19 protein-coding genes are annotated in these 18,438 nt (G+C 52.9%); 4 read left to right on the plus strand and 15 right to left on the minus strand.

Features of this window, described 5'->3' with window-relative positions; all coding sequences use genetic code 11:
• Positions 1-2: 2 nt before the first annotated feature.
• Both MKZ15_RS21955 and MKZ15_RS21960 read right to left on the minus strand, forming a co-directional pair.
• Entirely contained in the window at positions 3-791 is a 789-nt protein-coding gene (locus tag MKZ15_RS21955) for an ABC transporter ATP-binding protein (RefSeq protein ID WP_193417043.1), read from the minus strand.
• A 132-nt stretch (positions 792-923) separates the two neighbouring features.
• Complete coding sequence (locus MKZ15_RS21960; protein WP_339818161.1) at positions 924-2,387, minus strand: catalase; 1,464 nt, start codon at positions 2,385-2,387, stop codon at positions 924-926.
• 218 nt (positions 2,388-2,605) lie between these two features.
• Here MKZ15_RS21960 and MKZ15_RS21965 point away from each other — a divergent pair, with 218 nt between their 5' ends.
• Positions 2,606-3,430 (plus strand): aldo/keto reductase, encoded by an 825-nt coding sequence (locus tag MKZ15_RS21965; RefSeq protein ID WP_339818163.1) that lies wholly within the window; start codon positions 2,606-2,608, stop codon positions 3,428-3,430.
• Between the two features lie 160 nt (positions 3,431-3,590).
• Here MKZ15_RS21965 and MKZ15_RS21970 read toward each other — a convergent pair whose 3' ends face one another.
• The 5 genes from MKZ15_RS21970 to MKZ15_RS21990 form a co-directional block, all read right to left on the minus strand.
• Positions 3,591-4,586 (minus strand): siderophore ABC transporter substrate-binding protein, encoded by a 996-nt coding sequence (locus MKZ15_RS21970; RefSeq protein WP_339822551.1) that lies wholly within the window; start codon positions 4,584-4,586, stop codon positions 3,591-3,593.
• A gap of 47 nt (positions 4,587-4,633) precedes the next feature.
• On the minus strand, positions 4,634-5,398 hold the full coding sequence (locus MKZ15_RS21975) for an ABC transporter ATP-binding protein (RefSeq protein WP_213622271.1): 765 nt from the start codon (positions 5,396-5,398) through the stop codon (positions 4,634-4,636).
• A complete protein-coding gene (locus tag MKZ15_RS21980; protein WP_339818168.1) occupies positions 5,392-6,342 on the minus strand; it encodes an iron chelate uptake ABC transporter family permease subunit in 951 nt (316 codons plus the stop codon). Before MKZ15_RS21980 ends, MKZ15_RS21975 begins: the two co-directional genes overlap by 7 nt.
• Complete coding sequence (locus MKZ15_RS21985) at positions 6,332-7,285, minus strand: ABC transporter permease (protein WP_339818171.1); 954 nt, start codon at positions 7,283-7,285, stop codon at positions 6,332-6,334. Before MKZ15_RS21985 ends, MKZ15_RS21980 begins: the two co-directional genes overlap by 11 nt.
• Positions 7,286-7,532: 247 nt before the next feature.
• Entirely contained in the window at positions 7,533-8,540 is a 1,008-nt protein-coding gene (locus MKZ15_RS21990) for a Gfo/Idh/MocA family oxidoreductase (protein WP_339818174.1), read from the minus strand.
• Between the two features lie 78 nt (positions 8,541-8,618).
• On the opposite strand from MKZ15_RS21990, the gene MKZ15_RS21995 reads away from it, so the two are divergent.
• Complete coding sequence (locus MKZ15_RS21995) at positions 8,619-8,828, plus strand: DUF4023 family protein (protein ID WP_240908599.1); 210 nt, start codon at positions 8,619-8,621, stop codon at positions 8,826-8,828.
• Positions 8,829-8,886: 58 nt separating this feature from the next.
• On the opposite strand, the gene MKZ15_RS22000 is transcribed toward MKZ15_RS21995, so the two are convergent.
• Positions 8,887-9,072, minus strand: a complete 186-nt coding sequence (locus tag MKZ15_RS22000) for a hypothetical protein (protein WP_155604864.1) — start codon at positions 9,070-9,072, stop codon at positions 8,887-8,889.
• Between the two features lie 210 nt (positions 9,073-9,282).
• Here MKZ15_RS22000 and MKZ15_RS22005 point away from each other — a divergent pair, with 210 nt between their 5' ends.
• Positions 9,283-9,792 carry a hypothetical protein gene (locus MKZ15_RS22005; RefSeq protein WP_193417036.1) on the plus strand — a complete coding sequence of 170 codons (510 nt, stop codon included), beginning with the start codon at positions 9,283-9,285 and terminating at the stop codon, positions 9,790-9,792.
• Between the two features lie 68 nt (positions 9,793-9,860).
• On the opposite strand, the gene MKZ15_RS22010 is transcribed toward MKZ15_RS22005, so the two are convergent.
• A complete protein-coding gene (locus tag MKZ15_RS22010; RefSeq protein WP_339818179.1) occupies positions 9,861-10,943 on the minus strand; it encodes a Gfo/Idh/MocA family oxidoreductase in 1,083 nt (360 codons plus the stop codon).
• A gap of 82 nt (positions 10,944-11,025) precedes the next feature.
• Complete coding sequence (menA, locus tag MKZ15_RS22015; RefSeq protein ID WP_155604862.1) at positions 11,026-11,973, minus strand: 1,4-dihydroxy-2-naphthoate polyprenyltransferase; 948 nt, start codon at positions 11,971-11,973, stop codon at positions 11,026-11,028.
• A gap of 189 nt (positions 11,974-12,162) precedes the next feature.
• On the opposite strand from menA, the gene MKZ15_RS22020 reads away from it, so the two are divergent.
• Positions 12,163-12,462 (plus strand): hypothetical protein, encoded by a 300-nt coding sequence (locus MKZ15_RS22020; protein ID WP_155604861.1) that lies wholly within the window; start codon positions 12,163-12,165, stop codon positions 12,460-12,462.
• 1 nt (position 12,463) lies between these two features.
• On the opposite strand, the gene MKZ15_RS22025 is transcribed toward MKZ15_RS22020, so the two are convergent.
• The 5 genes from MKZ15_RS22025 to MKZ15_RS22045 all read right to left on the minus strand — a co-directional run bounded on the left by MKZ15_RS22025 (position 12,464) and on the right by MKZ15_RS22045 (position 17,783).
• Positions 12,464-13,855 carry a sensor domain-containing diguanylate cyclase gene (locus tag MKZ15_RS22025; RefSeq protein WP_193417033.1) on the minus strand — a complete coding sequence of 464 codons (1,392 nt, stop codon included), beginning with the start codon at positions 13,853-13,855 and terminating at the stop codon, positions 12,464-12,466.
• A gap of 203 nt (positions 13,856-14,058) precedes the next feature.
• Positions 14,059-14,610 (minus strand): hypothetical protein, encoded by a 552-nt coding sequence (locus tag MKZ15_RS22030; RefSeq protein WP_339818182.1) that lies wholly within the window; start codon positions 14,608-14,610, stop codon positions 14,059-14,061.
• 149 nt (positions 14,611-14,759) lie between these two features.
• The gene (locus tag MKZ15_RS22035; RefSeq protein WP_339818185.1) at positions 14,760-16,049 is read right to left on the minus strand and encodes an NCS2 family permease; all 1,290 of its coding nucleotides are present in this window, start codon (positions 16,047-16,049) and stop codon (positions 14,760-14,762) included.
• A 98-nt stretch (positions 16,050-16,147) separates the two neighbouring features.
• A complete protein-coding gene (hemH, locus tag MKZ15_RS22040; protein ID WP_339818189.1) occupies positions 16,148-17,185 on the minus strand; it encodes a ferrochelatase in 1,038 nt (345 codons plus the stop codon).
• A 196-nt stretch (positions 17,186-17,381) separates the two neighbouring features.
• Positions 17,382-17,783: a hypothetical protein gene (locus tag MKZ15_RS22045; protein ID WP_339818192.1), complete on the minus strand. Its 402-nt coding sequence runs from the start codon at positions 17,781-17,783 to the stop codon at positions 17,382-17,384.
• Positions 17,784-18,438: the final 655 nt, after the last annotated feature.

Consider the following 18,438-nt stretch of genomic DNA (forward strand, 5'->3'; position numbering starts at 1 on the left):
AGCTACACCTCTTGCACGATAGACACGAGACGTCCGGCGATATCCTGATGCTCGTTGAACCCGGTCAATTGGTTGAAAATCTGTTCCAACGACCCTTCGTGGTTTTGTTCCTTCAACTCGTCAAAGCTGCCGTCGGCCACAATGCGGCCTCCATCTAACAGGACGATTCGGCTGCTAATCTTCTCGACCACGTCCATAATATGAGACGAATAAAAAATGGCTTTGCCTTGAGCAGCCAGTAGAGCAAGCATTTCCTTAACAACCATGACACTGTTGGCGTCAAGGCCGCTCAGCGGCTCGTCCAGAAACAGCACGTCCGGATTGTGCAGCAGACTGGAAATGAGCAGCACCTTTTGCTTCATCCCTTTGGAGAACGTCGTAACCCGGGAGTTAAACACGTCCCCCAAACTAAACTCCGTCATCATTCGCCTAGCTTTCATCTCTGCGTCATCGGCGGATAACCCGTACAGCTCGCCAATGAAGGTCAAATATTCTCTTGCCGTCAGCGTATCGTAAAGTTCGGCGATTTCCGGCACGTATCCGATTCGCTTCTTGTAATCGATGCCGCCGTCTCCGGGATGCTGCCCAAAGACTTGCACCTCCCCCTGATAACCTTCAACCAGGCCAAGCATAATCTTGACCGTCGTGCTCTTACCCGCTCCGTTTGGCCCGATGTAACCGATAATCTGCCCCGGATACACCTCCAAATCAACGCCGTTCAGAACTTGGCGTCCTCCGTAGCTCATACGTAAATCCGTCAGTCTAATCACCGGATCCTTTGTTGTAGTCATCGATTCATCCCCTTTCCACTGCCCCCAGTTTACCATAGATTTCCTAATGAAAGCGGAAGATTCCTCACACAAAAAGGCATTCCCCGAACCCTATGGGTGCGGAAAATGCCTTCTTTATTTAAAAGGGATTCGTTATCCCTGGGAATTGGAGGGAATAAAGCTACTGATATCCACGCCGAGCCCTTGCGCAAGACGCATGCCGTATTCCCTGTCCCCGCGGAAGAAGTTGCACACGGCACGCAATTGGACTTGCTCCGGCGTCTGCTTCAGATCGTTCACCAGGTTGGCGATAAGGTGATCCTTCTCTTCGGCCGTGAAACTCCGGTACAGCTCGCCTGCTTGGGTGAAATCGTCGGTTTTCGCAATTTTCTCGCGACCGATATGTCCGCTGACCGGTACCACGCTATCTCGGTAGGCCGGATCTTCCTTGGGACTGCTGTCGAAGCTGTTGGGTTCATAGTTGATCGGCGACGGATCTTGCTTGATATTCATGAGGCCGTCCCGCTGATGGTTACGTACGGAAGCATACGGGCAGTTAACCGGAATTTGCAGGTAGTTAGCGCCGAGCCGATAACGCTGGGTGTCCGGATAAGAGAATAACCGGCCCTGCAGCAACTTATCCTCGGATGGTTCGATCCCGGGAACGAGCACGCTTGGCGAGAAGGCCGACTGCTCCACCTCCGCGAAGAAGTTATCGGGGTTACGGTTCAGCGTCATCGTACCGATCTTCACCAGCGGATAATGATCCTCCGGCCATACCTTCGTTGGATCAAGCGGGTCGAAGCTCCAGAGGTCCAAATCCTCCACCGGCATCAATTGCACGTTCAACTCCCATTGCGGGAATTCTCCGTTCGCGATATGCTCGTGCAGGTCACGTGTCGCATGATTAAAATCACGGCCTTGCACTTCTTGAACTTCGGCTGCCGAGAGAGTTTTCACACCCTGCTTCGATTTCCAGGTGTATTTTACATACGTAATCTTGCCTTCGGCATTGATCCATTTAAATGCGTGGACGCCAAAGCCATCCATTTGGCGGTAATTCGCCGGTGTCCCATGGTCCGAAAATACCCAAGTCATCATATGAGTGGATTCGGTCGACAGGGTCATAAAATCCCAATACCGCGCCGGGTCCTGGATGTTCGTATCCGGTGCAGGCTTCAGCGAGTGAACCATATCCGGGAATTTGATCGCATCACGGATAAAGAAGACCGGAATATGGTTGCCCACCAAATCGTAATTGCCCTCCTCCGTATAAAATTTCACCGCAAACCCTCGCGGATCTCGGGCCGTCTCTGGGGAACCTTGACCGTGAATGACCGTAGAGAAGCGGACAAACACCGGAGTTTCACGACCGGCCTCCTGCAGAAAATGGGCTTTCGTGTACGCTGCCATGCTGCGTTCCGCCACGAATACGCCATGGGCACCCGCCCCACGTGCATGTACGACGCGTTCTGGAATCCGTTCGCGGTCAAAGTGACCCAGCTTCTCGAGCAGATGGTAATCCTCCAGCAACGTGGGGCCGCGTCCACCTGCCGTACGTGAATTTTGATTATCGCCTACCGGGGCTCCTTGATTCGTTGTCAACCGGTTATCCATTCAATCTATCATCCCTTCAATTTGTTATTGCACTTAGACTTATTCTAAAATCTATAATAAATAGTAACATGTCCCCTTCCGGGCTGTATGAAGGTTCCATGAGGGCTCGATGAAGAATCTACCGCCGTCTCCGATTCACCTCCGCCATTTGAAAACCCTATCCGAGAATGCTATACTCACCCTGAAATTAAGTAGCAGACAGAGAAGGAGCGACACCGATGGATTTCGTAACTTTAAATAACGGATTGCAAATGCCCCAGCTGGGGTTTGGGGTTTGGCAGGTGCCGGACGAAGGAGCTACAGCCGCAGTGGCCAAGGCGCTGGAGGTAGGCTATACCTCGATCGATACGGCGATGATTTACCGCAACGAGGTTGGCGTCGGCAAAGCGATCAAGCAAGCCGGCATTGCTCGCGAGAAGCTATTCATTACTACGAAGGTATGGAACAGCGATCAAGGCTACGACAATACGCTGCGCGCCTATGACGAAAGCCTGGCGAGACTTGGGCTTGATTATGTCGATTTGTACCTGATTCACTGGCCGATGCCGCAAGTGGATCAATATGTAGAGACATACAAAGCGCTTGAGAAGCTGTACCGTGACGGACGCGTCAAAGCGATTGGGGTATGTAACTTCGAGATCGAGCATCTGGAGCGCCTGTTGAAGGAAACGGAAATCAAACCGGTGTTGAACCAGGTGGAATGCCATCCGCATCTGGCTCAGAACGAGCTGAAAGCTTTCTGTGCCACACACGACATCTTCGTTGAAGCCTGGAGTCCGCTGGAGCAAGGCGGCGAGGTGCTCTCTGATACGGTGGTCAAATCCATCGCTGAAGCTCACGGGAAGACGCCGGCTCAGGTCGTGCTCCGCTGGCATCTGCAGAATAACACGATCGTCATTCCGAAATCGGTCACCCCAACGCGGATCGAAGAGAACTTCAACGTATTTGACTTCAACCTTACGGATGCCGAAATGGAGCGGATTAGCGACTTGAACCTCAACCGCCGCAAAGGCTCGCATCCGAACGAGATGCACGTGCGCTAACATCTCACTCGTCGATTTCTCTGCTAACGGACCCCAAAGCCCTTATTGGGTCCTTTTAAGAGCTAATTGACCGTTGCTGGCCGGAATAAGGGCTCCTGAGTCCGTTAGCAAACAAAAAAGCGGGTTGCAATGGGAATTCCCATGCAGCCCGCGTTTTGATTTACTGAATCCCTTCCTGCACTTCCTTAATCATTTCCGGCACAGAGATCAACCCGCCGCCGGAGAGGTACCAATAACTCGGGTCAAGATACACGATCTTGCCGTCTTTATAAGCATTCGTCTTCTTGACGAGATCGTTCTCAACGATTTCCTTGGCAGGCGTCGCCTGTTTGCCTTCCTCAGTGACGACCGCATCGCGGTCTACGACAAAGAGGTAATCCGGGTTTTTCTCGGCTACGAATTCGAAGGAGATCGAGTTCCCGTGGGTATCGACCTTAATGCTCTCATCCACCGGCGTGACACCCAATACATCATGAATAATGCCAAAGCGCGAACCTGGACCAAACGCGCTGACCTTACCGCCGGTCGTCAGGATGATCAGCCCCTTCTTGCCGCCAGACGAAGCTAGCTCATTCACCGCTGTAACCGAATCATTGATGGCTGCCAACTCCTTCTCGGCTTCCGCTTCTTTGCCGAAGAGTTCACCGATCGTCTTCACGTTCTCCGTGAAGGACTCCATATAGCGCTGCGTATCCACGCCCAAGAAGATCGTCGGTGCGATCTTGTTCAACTCCTCGTAAGCTTCGGAAGACCGTCCGGAGATGAAAATCACGTCCGGCTTCAACGCATTCAGCTTCTCGAAATCCGGCTCGAACAACGTACCCGCGTTGGTGTATTTGCTGTCGTTATATTTCTCCAGATGGCTTGGCAAATTCCCCTGAGGTACGGCCGCAATCTCTACGCCAAGCTTATCGAGCGTTTCGAGCGTACCGTAGTCGAATACGACGACCTTCGCCGGATTCTTCTTCAAGGTCGCTTCCCCGAGTTGATGCTTGATCGTCATTTCCTCATTCTCCGCAGGCGCTGCCGTTACCGGCTCCGCCGTATTGGTGCCGGACGCCGTTTCATTACCGCCGCCCTTATTCCCACCATTACTGCTATTGTTGTTCGCGCCGCATGCCGCAAGCGCAAATACCAACGTTAATGTAGCAAGCATAAACGTAATTTTCTTCGCCTTCACTTTTCAAACTCCCCCTAATCTAGTCATATGGAATGAAAATACACGCATATTTTGTTGCCGTCGATCTCCTGAACCGGAATGTCCATATCGTAAACCTCCCGAAGCACGGACGGTTCGATAATTTCATCTGTCGGGCCTTCCTTGACCACCTTGCCCTCTTTCAGCGCCACGATGTAATCGGAGTAGCAGGAGGCAAAGTTGATGTCGTGGATGACCAATATCACCGTTTTCCCTAATTCGTCCACCAATCGGCGCAACACCTTCATGATTTGCACCGAATGGTTCATATCCAGATTGTTCAAAGGTTCGTCGAGCAGCACATATTCGGTGTTCTGCGCGATGACCATGGCAATGAACGCCCGTTGCTTCTGCCCGCCGCTTAATTCGTCCAGAAACTTGTGCTGCATCGATTCCAAATGCATGTAACGGAGCGCTTCGTCGACATAGGCTTCGTCTTCCTTCGTCAGGCGCCCCTGCGAATACGGGAATCTCCCGAAATTGACGAGATCCCGCACCGTAAGCCGAATATTGATATGGTTGGATTGCTTGAGAATCGAAATTTTCTTGGCAAGCTCCCCGCTTTTCCACTTGCCGATTTCCCGGCCCTCGATCTGGATCTCTCCCGCGTCCTTGGCAATGAGCCGGCTGATCATGGACAGTAGGGTGCTTTTCCCCGCTCCGTTGGGTCCGATAAAGGAAGTGATCTTGCCCTTGGCAATCTCCAGCGAAACGTTGTCGACGACTTTTTTGCCGCCATAATGTTTGGTTAATCCACTGACCTTTACCACGATTTATTCTCCTTTAGCAGCAGATAGATGAAGTACACCCCGCCGGCAAAGTTGATGATGACACTAAGCGAAGTGGAGAAGGTAAACACCCTCTCAACGATCAGCTGCCCGCCAACCAGAGCGATAAAGCCAATCAGGGACGCGCCGAGAATCAACGTCTTATGGCGGTAGGTGTTCAGGAACTGGTACGCCACATTGGCAACCAATAGGCCAAGGAACGTAATCGGTCCGACCAACGCCGTCGAAATCGAAATCAGAACCGCCACGACGATCAGCATCCGCTTGACGACATACTCATAGCTGACGCCGAGGTTCACCGCATGATCCCGTCCCAAGGACAGCACATCCAAATATTTCGCGAATCTCGTAAAATAGATCGCCACCAACAGCACCCCTGCCAGCGAAATCAACAATAAATCGGAATTGACGTTGTTAAAGCTGGCGAACATTTTGTCCTGGATGACCAGGAATTCATTCGGGTCGATCAGCTTCTGCAGAAAGGAAGTCACGCTGGAGAAGAACGTCCCGAAGATAATCCCGATCAACAGAAGGTGGTAAATGTTGCGCCCTTCCCTACGAAACAGCATGCGGTAGAGCAGCATCGCAAACACAACCATCAATCCAACCGCCATGACAAAACGCAAATTTTTGCTCATCATCGTCAAAGCCGTGCCGCCGATCAGGAAGACGATCACCGTCTGCAACAGCATGTAAAGCGAATCCAGCCCAATGATACTCGGCGTCAAGATCCGGTTGTTCGTAATCGTCTGGAACACGACCGTGGAAAAGGCGATGGCGGTACCCGTGAGAAGGATGGCAAATAGTTTCTTGCCCCGCCGCGGTAATATGTAGTCCCACTGTCCTCCCGCATCGATCGTCATAAAAACGATCGCAAGCAGAACGGCGATGCCGACAAGGGTCCATAGTTTGGCGTTATGACTCATAGGTCCTTCTCCTCATCAGCAGATACAGGAAGATCCCGCTTCCGATCACCCCGACGGTCAGGCCGATCGAGATTTCGTACGGATAGATGATGACTCGACCCAAGATGTCGCAGGCCAGCACGAAGACTGCGCCCAGCAAAGCTGTATGGGTCAAATTATCTTTCAGGTTGTCTCCGCGGAACATCGTGACCAGGTTTGGAATGATGAGTCCAAGAAAAGGAATCGACCCCACCGTCAGCACGACAACAGCCGTCACGAGCGCCACCAGGCCCAATCCGATATTGACGACCTGTCTGTAGTTCAATCCGAGATTGACGGAAAACTCCTCACCCATGCCTGCCACCGTAAATTTATTGGCGTAAACGTAGGAGAGCACCACAAGCGGGACACTGATATACAGCAGCTCGTATCGGCCCTGCATGATCATGGAGAAATCTCCGTACAGCCAAGCGGACATGCTCTGAATCAAATTGTATTTGTAAGCGAAAAAGGTCGTTGCCGATTCCACGATGCCGCCGAACATCAGCCCGACCAGCGGGATGAAGATGGCATCCTTGTATTTCACCCGATTGAGAATCGCCATAAAAAGATACGTACCCAGCAAAGCAAACCCAAAGGCGACGGACATCTTGACGAGCGGCCCTGCGGTCGTAAAGACAAGCAGCGATACCATAATGCCAAAGCTCGCCGAGTCCATCGTTCCCGCCGTCGTCGGGGATACGAATTTGTTGCGGGTCAGCTGCTGCATAATCAAACCGACGATGCTCATGCTGACTCCGGCGATGAGAATACTGATTAACCGGGGAATCCGGCTGATGCGCAAGAGTTCCCATTGTTCCGGATCGAAACGCAGCAGGGCGGCTAGGGACAGCTCCCCGACTCCGATAAACAAAGAGACAAGGGATAGAGCAACCAGCAGCACTGCCATATAAGTTTTCTTCATAATCTTCGTCCTTACTGTCCTTCCTCTGGCCATGAGGAAGTTCAAGTTTCTCGCTGCCGGCAGGACAGACGATTTATGATAATGATATTCATTATCAATTAGTTTGAATTATACCGTCTCGTTTTTGGCACTGTCAACCATTTTAAAATTGAAATGCTACATGACAAAAAGGCATTCCCTCGAGCCCAGCCCCCTACCGGAGTGTCCTGAGCCGAGCGAATGCCCGGTGTTCCTTCACTCAAATCATCTACAACTCGACCCGCCGTCTCTCTCTCGCCGAAGTCAGGCAGGCTTCCAGCACGGCCATGCCCTTGACGGCGTCGGCCGGGGCGAAGCTCTGCGGACGTTCGCCAAACACAGCGGCGGCGAAATCATCCAGCTCGGCCACGTAGGGATTGATCGCCTCCGGCTTCTCCGTACGTTTCTCCCCGCGCACGGTAACGGTAAACGCGGCGTCCTCTCCGCCGGCGGTGAAAGCCAACGGCAGCTCGATCGTCCCTTCCGAGCCGACGATTTCCAGGAGCTGACGGTGTTCCGTCCACATGCCGCAGTCGAACGTCAGCCCAACGCCGCCGGGGAATTCCGCGAGCCCGGAAGCCATCATGTCGACGCCGCCGTGCCGGTCGGAGAACTGGGCCAACACCGTGACCGCTTCCGGCTCTTGGCCGAGTAGGAACCGCGCCGCGCTGAGCGGGTAGCAGCCGACATCGTACAACGAGCCGCCGCCCCATTCCGGCTTTAACCGGATGTTGGCTAGATCCTCGGCGTTGTTGAACGTAAATGCCCCGCGGATCGCGCGGAGTTCGCCGATCTCGCCGCCGTCCAGGATGGCGCGAATTCGACTCCAACGCGGATGATGGCGGTACATAAACGCTTCCGCCAGCATAACGCCAGCTTTGGCGGCGGCTGCCGCCATTTCTTCGGCCTCGGCGGCCGTCAGCGCGATCGGCTTCTCGCATAACACATGCTTGCCGGCCTCGATCGCGCGAATCGCCCATTCTTTATGTAAATGGTTAGGGAGCGGGATATACACGGCGTCGATATCCTTATCCGTAAGCAGCTCTTCATAGCTGCCATATGCTTTAGAGATGCCGAATCGATCGGCAACCTCCCGGCTTTTGTCCAGGTTGCGACTGGCGACCGCAGCAAGGCTACCCGTGGCAGACTGCTGAATCGCCGGCATCACTGCATTGATCGCGATGCCTGCGCCGCCGACGATCCCCCATCGCAGTTGACGATTGTTGCTATGTTCCATGGTTTGCACCCTCTTTTCCCGTAGTTGTCCCCTTCATTGTACCTGTCCGGCGATAGCAAGTATAGAGTCCGTCGCCTGATGAAAAACGCGGGAACGGGGAATAGTAATCAAGGAAAATGGGATCACAACTACACTTCAGCCAAGGAGACGATCGACCTCATGGAAAATCTGCACGAATTCGTCGAGAAGGTTCAGGATCAGCAACAGAAGCAAGCCAAGAATAAAAAACGCGGCCACGGTAACCCCGCCGGTCAGCTTTCGACCAAGCAGCATAGCACGCAAAAATAACCTGCGCAAGAAAGCCGCTGCACAGGATCCTGTGCAGCGGCTTTCGGCTTTTTTCCACTTATCCCTCGTACTTATCTTCGCCGGAAATAAATTCGTTTAACGTCTCTCCGCCTTCGGTACGGTGGTTCTTGATCGTGGCCAAGCGGCCGTTATCCGCTTCTCCTCCATTACCGGTCGTTTGGTTCTGCCCGTTGCTGCTGCCGTTTCCGGTGCCGGGTTTCCGTTGTTGCTTGTTATTTTCCATGTCGTTCTAACCTCCTGAGCGTTTGATAATGGATGGGAAAGGTCGCTCTGCCTATTCCTTAGGTTAGCGTTTCTTCCCCGGGCCGTTTTTATTCTCGACAGTTAGACTGGACTTAGGTCCAGTTTCTCGGCTCCCCTAGAGACTGAAGTCATCCTTGCGCTTTTGTAGTATGCTGTTATCAGTTAAGTACATAGGCAAAGGAGATTGGATATGAATTTGAATAAAAAATCATGGATCGGTCCCGCGCTCATCTTGCTCGGTATCTACCTCCTCTTCTTCCGCAAGGAAGCGATCAGCGCGGGAACGCTATTCGGCAACTTCTGGCCCACCTTATTTGTCCTTCCGCTCGGCTTGTTCTTCCACTGGATGTATTTCTCGGTGACCGATCGCAAGGCAACGGGACTCCTCATCCCCGGAGGAATCCTGTTCACCGTGGGTCTCGTCTGCCAACTAGCTACGTTGTTCAACAGCTGGGAGTATTTGTGGCCAGGTTTCATTCTGGCCCCGGCCGTCGGTTTGTTCGAGTTCTATTGGTTCGGCAACCGCAACCGGTACCTGCTGATCCCGATCAACATTTTGACGGTGCTGTCGCTGTTGTTTTTCGCCGTGTTCTCGCTAGGTTCGCTGTACAATCGGCTGATCTTCGGTCAGCCCGTTCTGGCCATCGCCTTGATCGCCATCGGCGCAGGCGTCATGATCGCCCCAAGGAAACGACACTAACCGTTTCGTCAAAACGCAGAAAGAGCCGTCCGGCATCAACCGGGCGGCTCTTTGTTTGCGTTTAGGGTTTAGGGTTGCCTTGTTGCCCAAGGCTGGCGTTCGGTTCGCACCGTCTGACCGGATCGAACGGCTTCCTCAAGCATCAGCGAGAGGTATTGGTCCTGTGCGGCCTCCGCTAGGCTATAGAAAGAGGGGCCTCCCTGCACGTAACGTCCCATCCGGTCCAGGCTAGTGGCGATGGCGATCTCTTCGTCGCTGAGCCGCCCGGGACGGAACGGATTCTCGTAGACCCAGTCCGGGCCGGCCAACACACCTTCGTGGTAATAACCCAAGAGGCTGCCGTCTTGGCCGGCATCCACCCGGCGCAGCTGCAGCTCCACCGGGGTGCGGTAGTCACGGAGATAGCGCAGCTCCGTGCCCTCCATTTCACCCCGGTCTCCGCGCACCAGCACGCGATGGCGTCGGATCGGCGAGAAATATTGATCGTAGGTGAAATCGAACAAGGCCGTCCGCTCGCCGAAACGCAGCAGCGCGATTGTCTGGGCCGAGGAGACGATCCGCTCCTCGGTCGGCCACCCGCCGCGGCCGGGGCCTTGCACCAGCGGGGAAGTAATCTGCTCCCCGCGAATCTCCGCTTCCTCGAATCCCACTCCGAGCAGCTGCCGGATCAAGCTGATGCCGTGGTAGCCATGCCCCGCGGAGACCTGCACATGCGACACCTCGCCCAGCAGGCCGGATCGTGCAATGGCTAAGCGGGCCGCATGCATCGGCTGGAACAGGAACTGCTCGGCCACCTGGATTTGTGCTGCGGGGCCCACCGCTTCATAGAGCCGGTGCAGCCCGTCCAAATCGGCCGCCGGCGGCGTCTCCGTCAAGACGGGGATGCCCGCCTCGCTGAGCCGGATCAGGAAGTCCGGCGTGACTGCGCGGGGCAGCGACAACACGGCGAAATCGAAGTTGCGCCGCTCCAGGAACGCCTCGAGACGCGAAGTAACCGGGACGCCCCAGATTTGGGTGGCTTCCCGGCCTTTCGCTTCGTCCCGCATATAGATCTCGCTGACTTCAAAACGCTCCGGCAGCGCGCGGGCAATCCGCAAATAAAACTCTGCCCGCCAGCCTCCGCCGATTAGGCCAAACCGAATCTTGTCCATCTCGTCCTTCGCCTCCGCCTCATGTTAAGCTAACGCAAGCGAAGGCAGGGATCGCGAGGTTGCGCCGCCATCGTTCAAAGAGTCAGAAGGTGAGAACGACGGCGATGCCCAGCGCGACAATGCGCGCCGCATTGGTCAGCAGGAAATTTTGCACCGACAAGCCAAACGTAAACTGCTTGGTAGGCTGTGCGGTAAACGTTTTGATATTTTTCGACACCGGCACCACGGTAATAAGCACCAGCAGCAGGATGAACGGGTTAACCCCCAGGATGGCTAGTACAACCACATCCACGTAGGCCGCATAATAGAGCAGTTTAAACAGGATCAGCGCCGGTCCTTTCCCGATGTACACCGGCAAGGTGTAGCGTTTATTTTCGATATCCTCTTCCATATCGCAAATGTTGTTGGCCAGCATGATGTTCGCGATCCCTAGGATCGCTGGGATGGAGATCAGGAATACCAACAGTGTCTCAACTAAATGGACCTGCAGCGTCACCGTGCCACCCTCCAGCGTCAACGACGCCAAACGGTCGCCCGCATGGACGTAAGCCGATACAAATATAATAACAAATCCCATGAACAAGCCGGAAAATATTTCTCCCAGCGGCATTCGGGAAATCGGAATCGGCCCGAAGGAGTACAAGATGCCCACCGCAAAAGACAATCCGCCGAGCAACAGCAGCAGCCACCCGGTTTGAAGGAACAGGATCACCCCAGCAGTCACCGCGATGAGAAACATTAAAATAATCAAGGTCAGCACCGCCGCCGGATTCATGTTGTATTTCACGATCGCGTTGTGCGTTTCGTACCCGTAGCCATGCTTGCGAGCAGCTTTTTTGTAATCGTAATAATTATTGATCGCTGTCGTGGTCATGTCAAAGCTTAACAGGGAAATCAGCATGAGCACAAAATGCCAAGTTTCGAATACATGGAACCGGTAGACGGCGTAAATCGTGCCGAACAACAGCGGAATCATGCTTGCCGCCTTGGTCTGGATTTCGACCAGCTTGAGAAATTTGGTGATCGCCATTCTCCATCATCCTCTTTTTTGTCTAGTTAAAAAGAAGATATCTTATTTTTAAAATAATGGCTGTTGGATATGTCCTTGACAAACGCGCATGCCCAAGGCTTGAACCCCCGCCGGTTTGCCAGACCCGATTGGTTAAGCTAAAATGCAAAGTAAGTCGTACTTACAACCGATTGAAGAGGGGTTCGCATATTGTCTATATTTTCTAGAGAAGATTGGATCGGATCATTGATTTTTCTCCTCGTTCTGGGCGTCGTCGCCGTATGGAATCTACGGAAAATGAGTTCCGGGACGTACGACCTCAAGGCGCTGCGTAAACGTGGCCTGATGTGGACCGAGGTGGCGGTTGCCCTGTTCCTTCTGCAACTGCTGCTGCGCAAAGGGGACAACCGTTTTCTGCTGATCCTCGGTATGGTAGTGCTGTTTGCCGCAAGCCAGTGGCTGGGGGCTGTTTATTTAGAACGAAAAGAAAACAGAGGCACGAAGAAGTAGGTCAGCTGGGCAGCGGCATGTTCCGTTCGGCGGTAAGCCGGATGGAGTCGCCGCCCCGTTTAACGTCATACATCGTGGCATCGGCAAGTCGGAGCATGTCCTCCAAGCTGGCATCCCCGTCCGGCGACATACTAATGCCTATACTTGCCGAAACGCCAACTTGGATTCCGCGGTACATATAACCTTCAGCCAGGCTTGTCCGAATGCGTTCCATGACTTTTAAGACTCCGTCCTCACTCAAGTCCACTAATAAAATGACGAATTCATCCCCGCCCAAGCGGCACACCATATCCTCGGACCGCACCAAAGAAACAAGCCGGCCAGCGATATGCTTTAGCAATTCATCCCCGGCTTCATGCCCAAATGTGTCGTTCACTTCCTTAAAATTGTCCAGGTCCAGAAACATCAACGCCACCGGCTCGCCCTGCCCCTTCACTTCTGCAAATCTTGAGGCAAACTTCGTCCGGTTCGCTAGTCCGGTCAGCTCATCGTGAAACGCCAAGAAATGAATCGTTTCCTCCAGATGCTTCCGCTCGGTAATTTCGATGACAACTCCTTCCAGGCGCACGAGGTTCCCAAGCGAGTTGAAATGGGGTCGCCCTCGGCCCTGAATCCATTTAATCTCCCCGTCCGGCCGAACGATCCGGCACTCGATCACCGAGCTGGACCTTTGGATAATCAATTCCTGCTGGACCTCGTAGAACAAGCCTAGGTCCTCGGGGTGGATCATCGCCTGCAAACGGGTGACCTGACCCTTCAAGCTTTGGTTCGAATACCCGGTAATTTGCTCAAAACCGTCGGAGACCTCAAGTTCCATTGTACTGAAATCATAGGTCCAGATTCCAACGGATACGCTTTCAAGGATATCGCGCAAACGCCGCTCGCTGTCTTCGGCGCGTTGGGACAATTTCTTGGTTACCAGGATATAGATGGCCGTGAACAAAAGGATAAACAATCCGTAAACCAAGAAATACATAGCGTCGTTCAGATTCAATTGTCCGCTGAATAATAGCTCCCTGTGGGCAAAAACATAATATAGACCCGATCCCAAGTGAAGCGTGCCTGCCAAGACAACCGCCGCATAATTGAGATAAATCAAGCTGAGGAGCGGCAGCAATCCCAAAAATATATAACTCGTCACGGTCATGTCCTTCATGACCATCACGTTGAGATAAACGGACAGCATGACGATGGTCAGTACCATCGTAAAACGCGGCCATTTGCGGCTGCCGACCATTCCGCCCAGCACCAAGAGCATCGAACCGCCCAGAAGCGGGATTTCCGCATCGAGGTTCCGGTTGACGATCATGAGGAGCAAACTGGAAATGGCAAAAAAGCCAGCGAGCAGCCTCAGCATCCAGACGTTCTTGTTATGAATTTGATGGGTATCCATCCATACTTTACCCCCTTGATGTGAGGCTATACCACAACCCTAATGGCTGGAAAACTTTAGGTACAAAGCACTACGTCTAAGGAAATATTATACTACAATCACAAAATAGTGCTACACGTTTTTGTTGACAAACATTGACATAAAAAAAGCCGGAATCGATCTCCGGCTTTGGGCTTCTTAATTTTGGCGAGGGAAGTTTCGCGTTAAGGAACGTATTGCTGCACGATCCGCACGACTTGGCCGTCCTTAAGAGTCAGATGATAAGGAAATTGGCTAAGGTCGAGCAGATCCGTATTCCGGAACAACTCGCTGAATTTCTGCAAGGATACCGCTTCATCCCCCACGATCTCGATATCCTCCGGCTGACCGGTGCGGTCATAAATCTGCAGCCGAACCTCGGCATTCGGAGAAACGGGGTACGCGATCGCTTCCTCGGTGTCATTCACGATATAATAGCCGTCCGGCGGTCCATCGATCCCGGCATCCGGTTCGCGTTCAGCGAAGATGGCCGATGCTTCTTCCCCCTGATACCACAAGATCGGATCTCCGGTCAGCGTTCCACCGCCGGTTCCAAGATCGACTGCGCTCAAATAGACCGTGATCGTCTCCGGGACCCGGATCTCCGCCGTCCCGACAGCTGTTGTTTGGTTCCCCGCTCCAGCAAGGAATCCTGCCGATGCCGGTGCCTTGGCGTCGAACGCAGGCAACATCACAACCAGCGCTAATGGAAGCAGCGCTGCAAACCAGTTTTTCATCTCAGGTCCGCCTTTCCATGTTCAGCACATCAGGCGATCGAATCGCCTCAGGATATCCATTGTATGGCTTACACGTTCATTATATGACGGCCCGCCGAAAAAAGGGTCTCACCCAGGTTAAAACGGGTAACAAAATCTTCTTCATTTCCTTAGTGCGCCGGGAAAAAGGCCAGCTGGATCACGAAGATCACGCCAAATACGTAAAGCAGCGGATGAACCTCCCGCCCTTTGCCGCTGACCAGCTTCATCACGGGATACGTAATGAACCCGACGGCGATGCCGGTGGCGATGCTCGCGGTGAGCGGCATCATCAAGAGAATGGCAAAGGCCGGAAACGCCTCGTCGAACGATTTCCATTGAATCCGGGCCAGCCCTTCCATCATGAAACATCCGACGATGATCAGCGCGGGGGCGGTGATGGCCGGCAAACCCGAGATCGCTCCGACCAGCGGCGAGATGAACATCGACAACAGAAACAGAACCGCTACGACGAGCGACGTCAGCCCTGTGCGGCCGCCTGCAGCCACGCCGGTCGTCGATTCAATGAAGGCGGTCGTCGGGCTTGTGCCGAACATCGAGCCGACGGTGGTTGCCGTCGCATCCGCAAGCAGCGCGGCCTTGGCCCGCGGAAGCTCTCCGTTCTTCATTGCGCCGGTTTGCTCGGTGACGCCGATCAGCGTGCCGGTCGTATCGAACAACGTCACGAGCAAAAACGCGAATACGGTCGTATACAACCCTTGGCTAAAGACGCTGGACAAATCCAGATCGAAGAACACTGGGGCCGGAGGTACAGAGACAAAGCCGTCCAATTTCAGCTGGCCGGTGAAATAGCCGAGCACCGCGGTCAGCGCCATACCGATGAACAACGCGCCGGGAATGCGGCGGGCCATCAGGACAAGCGTGACAAATACACCAAACAAGGTCAGTAAGGTCACCGAACGGTGCAAATCGCCGAAAGTGACCAGATTATCTGGATTAGCCACAACGATACCGGACATTTTTAGGCCTAGAAAAGCTATGAATAACCCGATTCCCGCGGTAATCCCGAACTTTAACGAATCGGGAATCGCGCGAATTAGCGCTTCCCGCAGCTGGGTCAAGCTCAACAGCAGAAACAGCACGCCGGCAAAAAACACCGTGCCGAGCACGGTCTGATAAGACAAACCAGTGCTGGCCACTACGCTGGTAAAATAGGCGTTTAACCCCATGCCGGGCGCAATGGCGATCGGATGACCGGCGAACAGCGCCATAAACAGCGTGCCTGTTACGGCAGCAATGACCGTCGCCATGAAAACTTGATCAAACGGAACACCCGCGGCGCTAAGCACCGCGGGGTTGACCACCAGGATGTAAGCCATCGCCAAAAAGGTGGTTAACCCGGCGAGCAGCTCGGTTCTGATGGTTGTTCCGTGTTCTTTTAGTTTAAAAAAACGTTCCATAAAAACAGATACCCCTTTTCCTTATGTACTCTCTTGTTGACAGTATAGCCATTCCGTTCGCATGTCTTCCCTTTAAAGGCCTACTGTTTCAGACTTGCTCAGGTGTCCGTCCAACCCTTCGCGTTGTTGCGCACGACCTCCGCTAGGAGATCTAGCCATTCCTGCTGATCGTTCAGGCAAGGGGCGACCACTAAACCGTCGCCACCCGTAGCGCCTTCGGTTCGGGCAGCGAAGTCCTCCCTCGCTTCGACCCCCAGTTCATGCAGCGTCTCCAGGCAGTCGGTCACAAACCCGGGCGCGTAGACCAGCGGGCGTTTCGCCCCGCTGTCGGCCAAACGCTGCAGTTGTTCTCCCGTGGAGGGGCCCAGCCAGGTTTCCGGACCAAACCGCGATTGGTACGCAAGGTCCCATTGCTCCGACGTCCAGCCCATGGCCTCCGCCAAAAGGCGCGCGGTTTCCCGGCACTGCTCCGGGTACGGGTCGCCGCCATTCGCATAACGCTGCGGAATGCCGTGAAAGCTGAGCAGGAACCGGTCCGGCGGTTGGGGAAGGCGCTGCAGCAGCGACGTTAGATGCATTTGCATTGCGCGAATGTAGCCGGGATGGTCGAAGAACGCACCCGCCAGGCGCAGCTCCGGTACGAACCGCTTCGCGGAGGGCCCCGTGCGCCGATCCTTGCCGAGGGCAGCGAAGCAAGCCGCATCATAGATAGCGGCGGTGGTCGTTGACGAGTACTGCGGGTACAGCGGCAGGACGAGGATGCGGTCCACCCCCGCCGCTTCCAGGCGGCTCATCGCCTGGGCGATGTCCGGTTCGCTGTAGGCGAAGCCCAGCTCGACCTTATAACGGTCGCCGAGCCGCTGCTGCAGGCCGGCTTGCTGGAGGCGCGAGATCGAAATCAAGGGCGACCCTTCGTCCCCCCAAATGCTAGCGTACAATCTGGCCGAGCGCTTCGGGCGGACGGCCAGGATCACGCCGCGCAGCAGCGGCTGCCACAGCAACGGCGGGTAATCGATGACGCGCCGATCGGATAGAAAACGGCGCAAAAAGGGCCGTACCGCCTTGGCGGTCGGCTCAGACGGCGTGCCGACTTGCGCCAGCAACACGCCGATCATGCGGGAAGATGTGGATATCATCGACTCACTCCCGTTCAGAATGGATCTTGTTCCTATGCCATCATCCCTGTTCACCGCCCGATGTTCAATCGAAATCCGCAAGTTTTCCAGAATGTTCACATTTGGTCATAAGTAAACATCCATAACCATAATTAAAGCAACTCTCTCCATAAGGATCGAGTTGCTCCGGAAACATGCTAATGAAATTTCTTTTTTTTTAGTTACCGTAAGTGTATGTGTAACCTTTTTGAATAGCCTTACGGAAATGATTTGAAGTAGTTAAACTATATCCTATACCTGCTAGGTCAAAACCTCCTGTTTGATCAAAAGCAACATCAATTACTGCGGTACCTGACACTGAGATCTTATTAGTAGGGAATTTTCCCGTACCGCTAACTGAATTTGCATGGGCATCTTCAATAGTATAGACGCCGTCTCCTACATTAGCCCAATAAGTATCTAACACAGAATTAATTTGCCCAAAAGAACCTGAACTATAGACTGAAAGAACAGCGTATAGTCTCGCAATTGCAAACCCATCGTTATAGTCCTGATAAATAGTTTTGATGTCAGTAGCAGCTGGAGCAATTTCTCTAGTAAAATAATTGTTATCTTTCAACTCTCCTATTGTTGTCTCAACTTTTCCAGAAGATCTCTCAATAACTGTTACTGTTACTTCAGTGGAAGTTTCGTTCCTAACGAAATCGTACAAATTAGGATCTTAAGGTAATTCAACGCTGATGTCATTTAGTTTTACGGTATGGATCTGTTCTTCCTCAGCAGAAGCTCCTCCTGCAAACGTGAATAGTAATACAGAGGCCAGTGAAAATAGAGCTGAAATTCTACTTTTTTTGCTTCATTTCTAATAACTCCTATGTATATTTTTACCAGTTAAGTAATACTACTAAAATATGGATTAGTAGAGAGGAAAATCGCCATTTTATCCCTTTTGTGATAATTTTATATAGCGAATGTTTATTTTAATAGAAAGGAGCGGTGGCTTTGGATAGTTCTCAAATCATTCAAGATCTTAAGGATATAGCAAATAGCATCACAAGATTCGATTCGAATTCTGGGGTTAGAATAAGTGAAATATCTAATAATATTGACGAATTAAGCATTACCCTCACCACAACAAATATATTATTAGCATTATTAATTGTAGTCTTTATACTAAACTTGATTATCAAATGGAAGTATAATTCAAAAAAGTAAGATAGGATGCTTAAAAATCTCTTTTGCCATAAAAAAGATAAAAGGACCGAGTAGGGTGA

It is taken from the genome of Paenibacillus sp. FSL R7-0216 (assembly GCF_037969915.1).
Classification (GTDB): Bacteria; Bacillota; Bacilli; order Paenibacillales; family Paenibacillaceae; genus Fontibacillus; species Fontibacillus rhizolycopersici.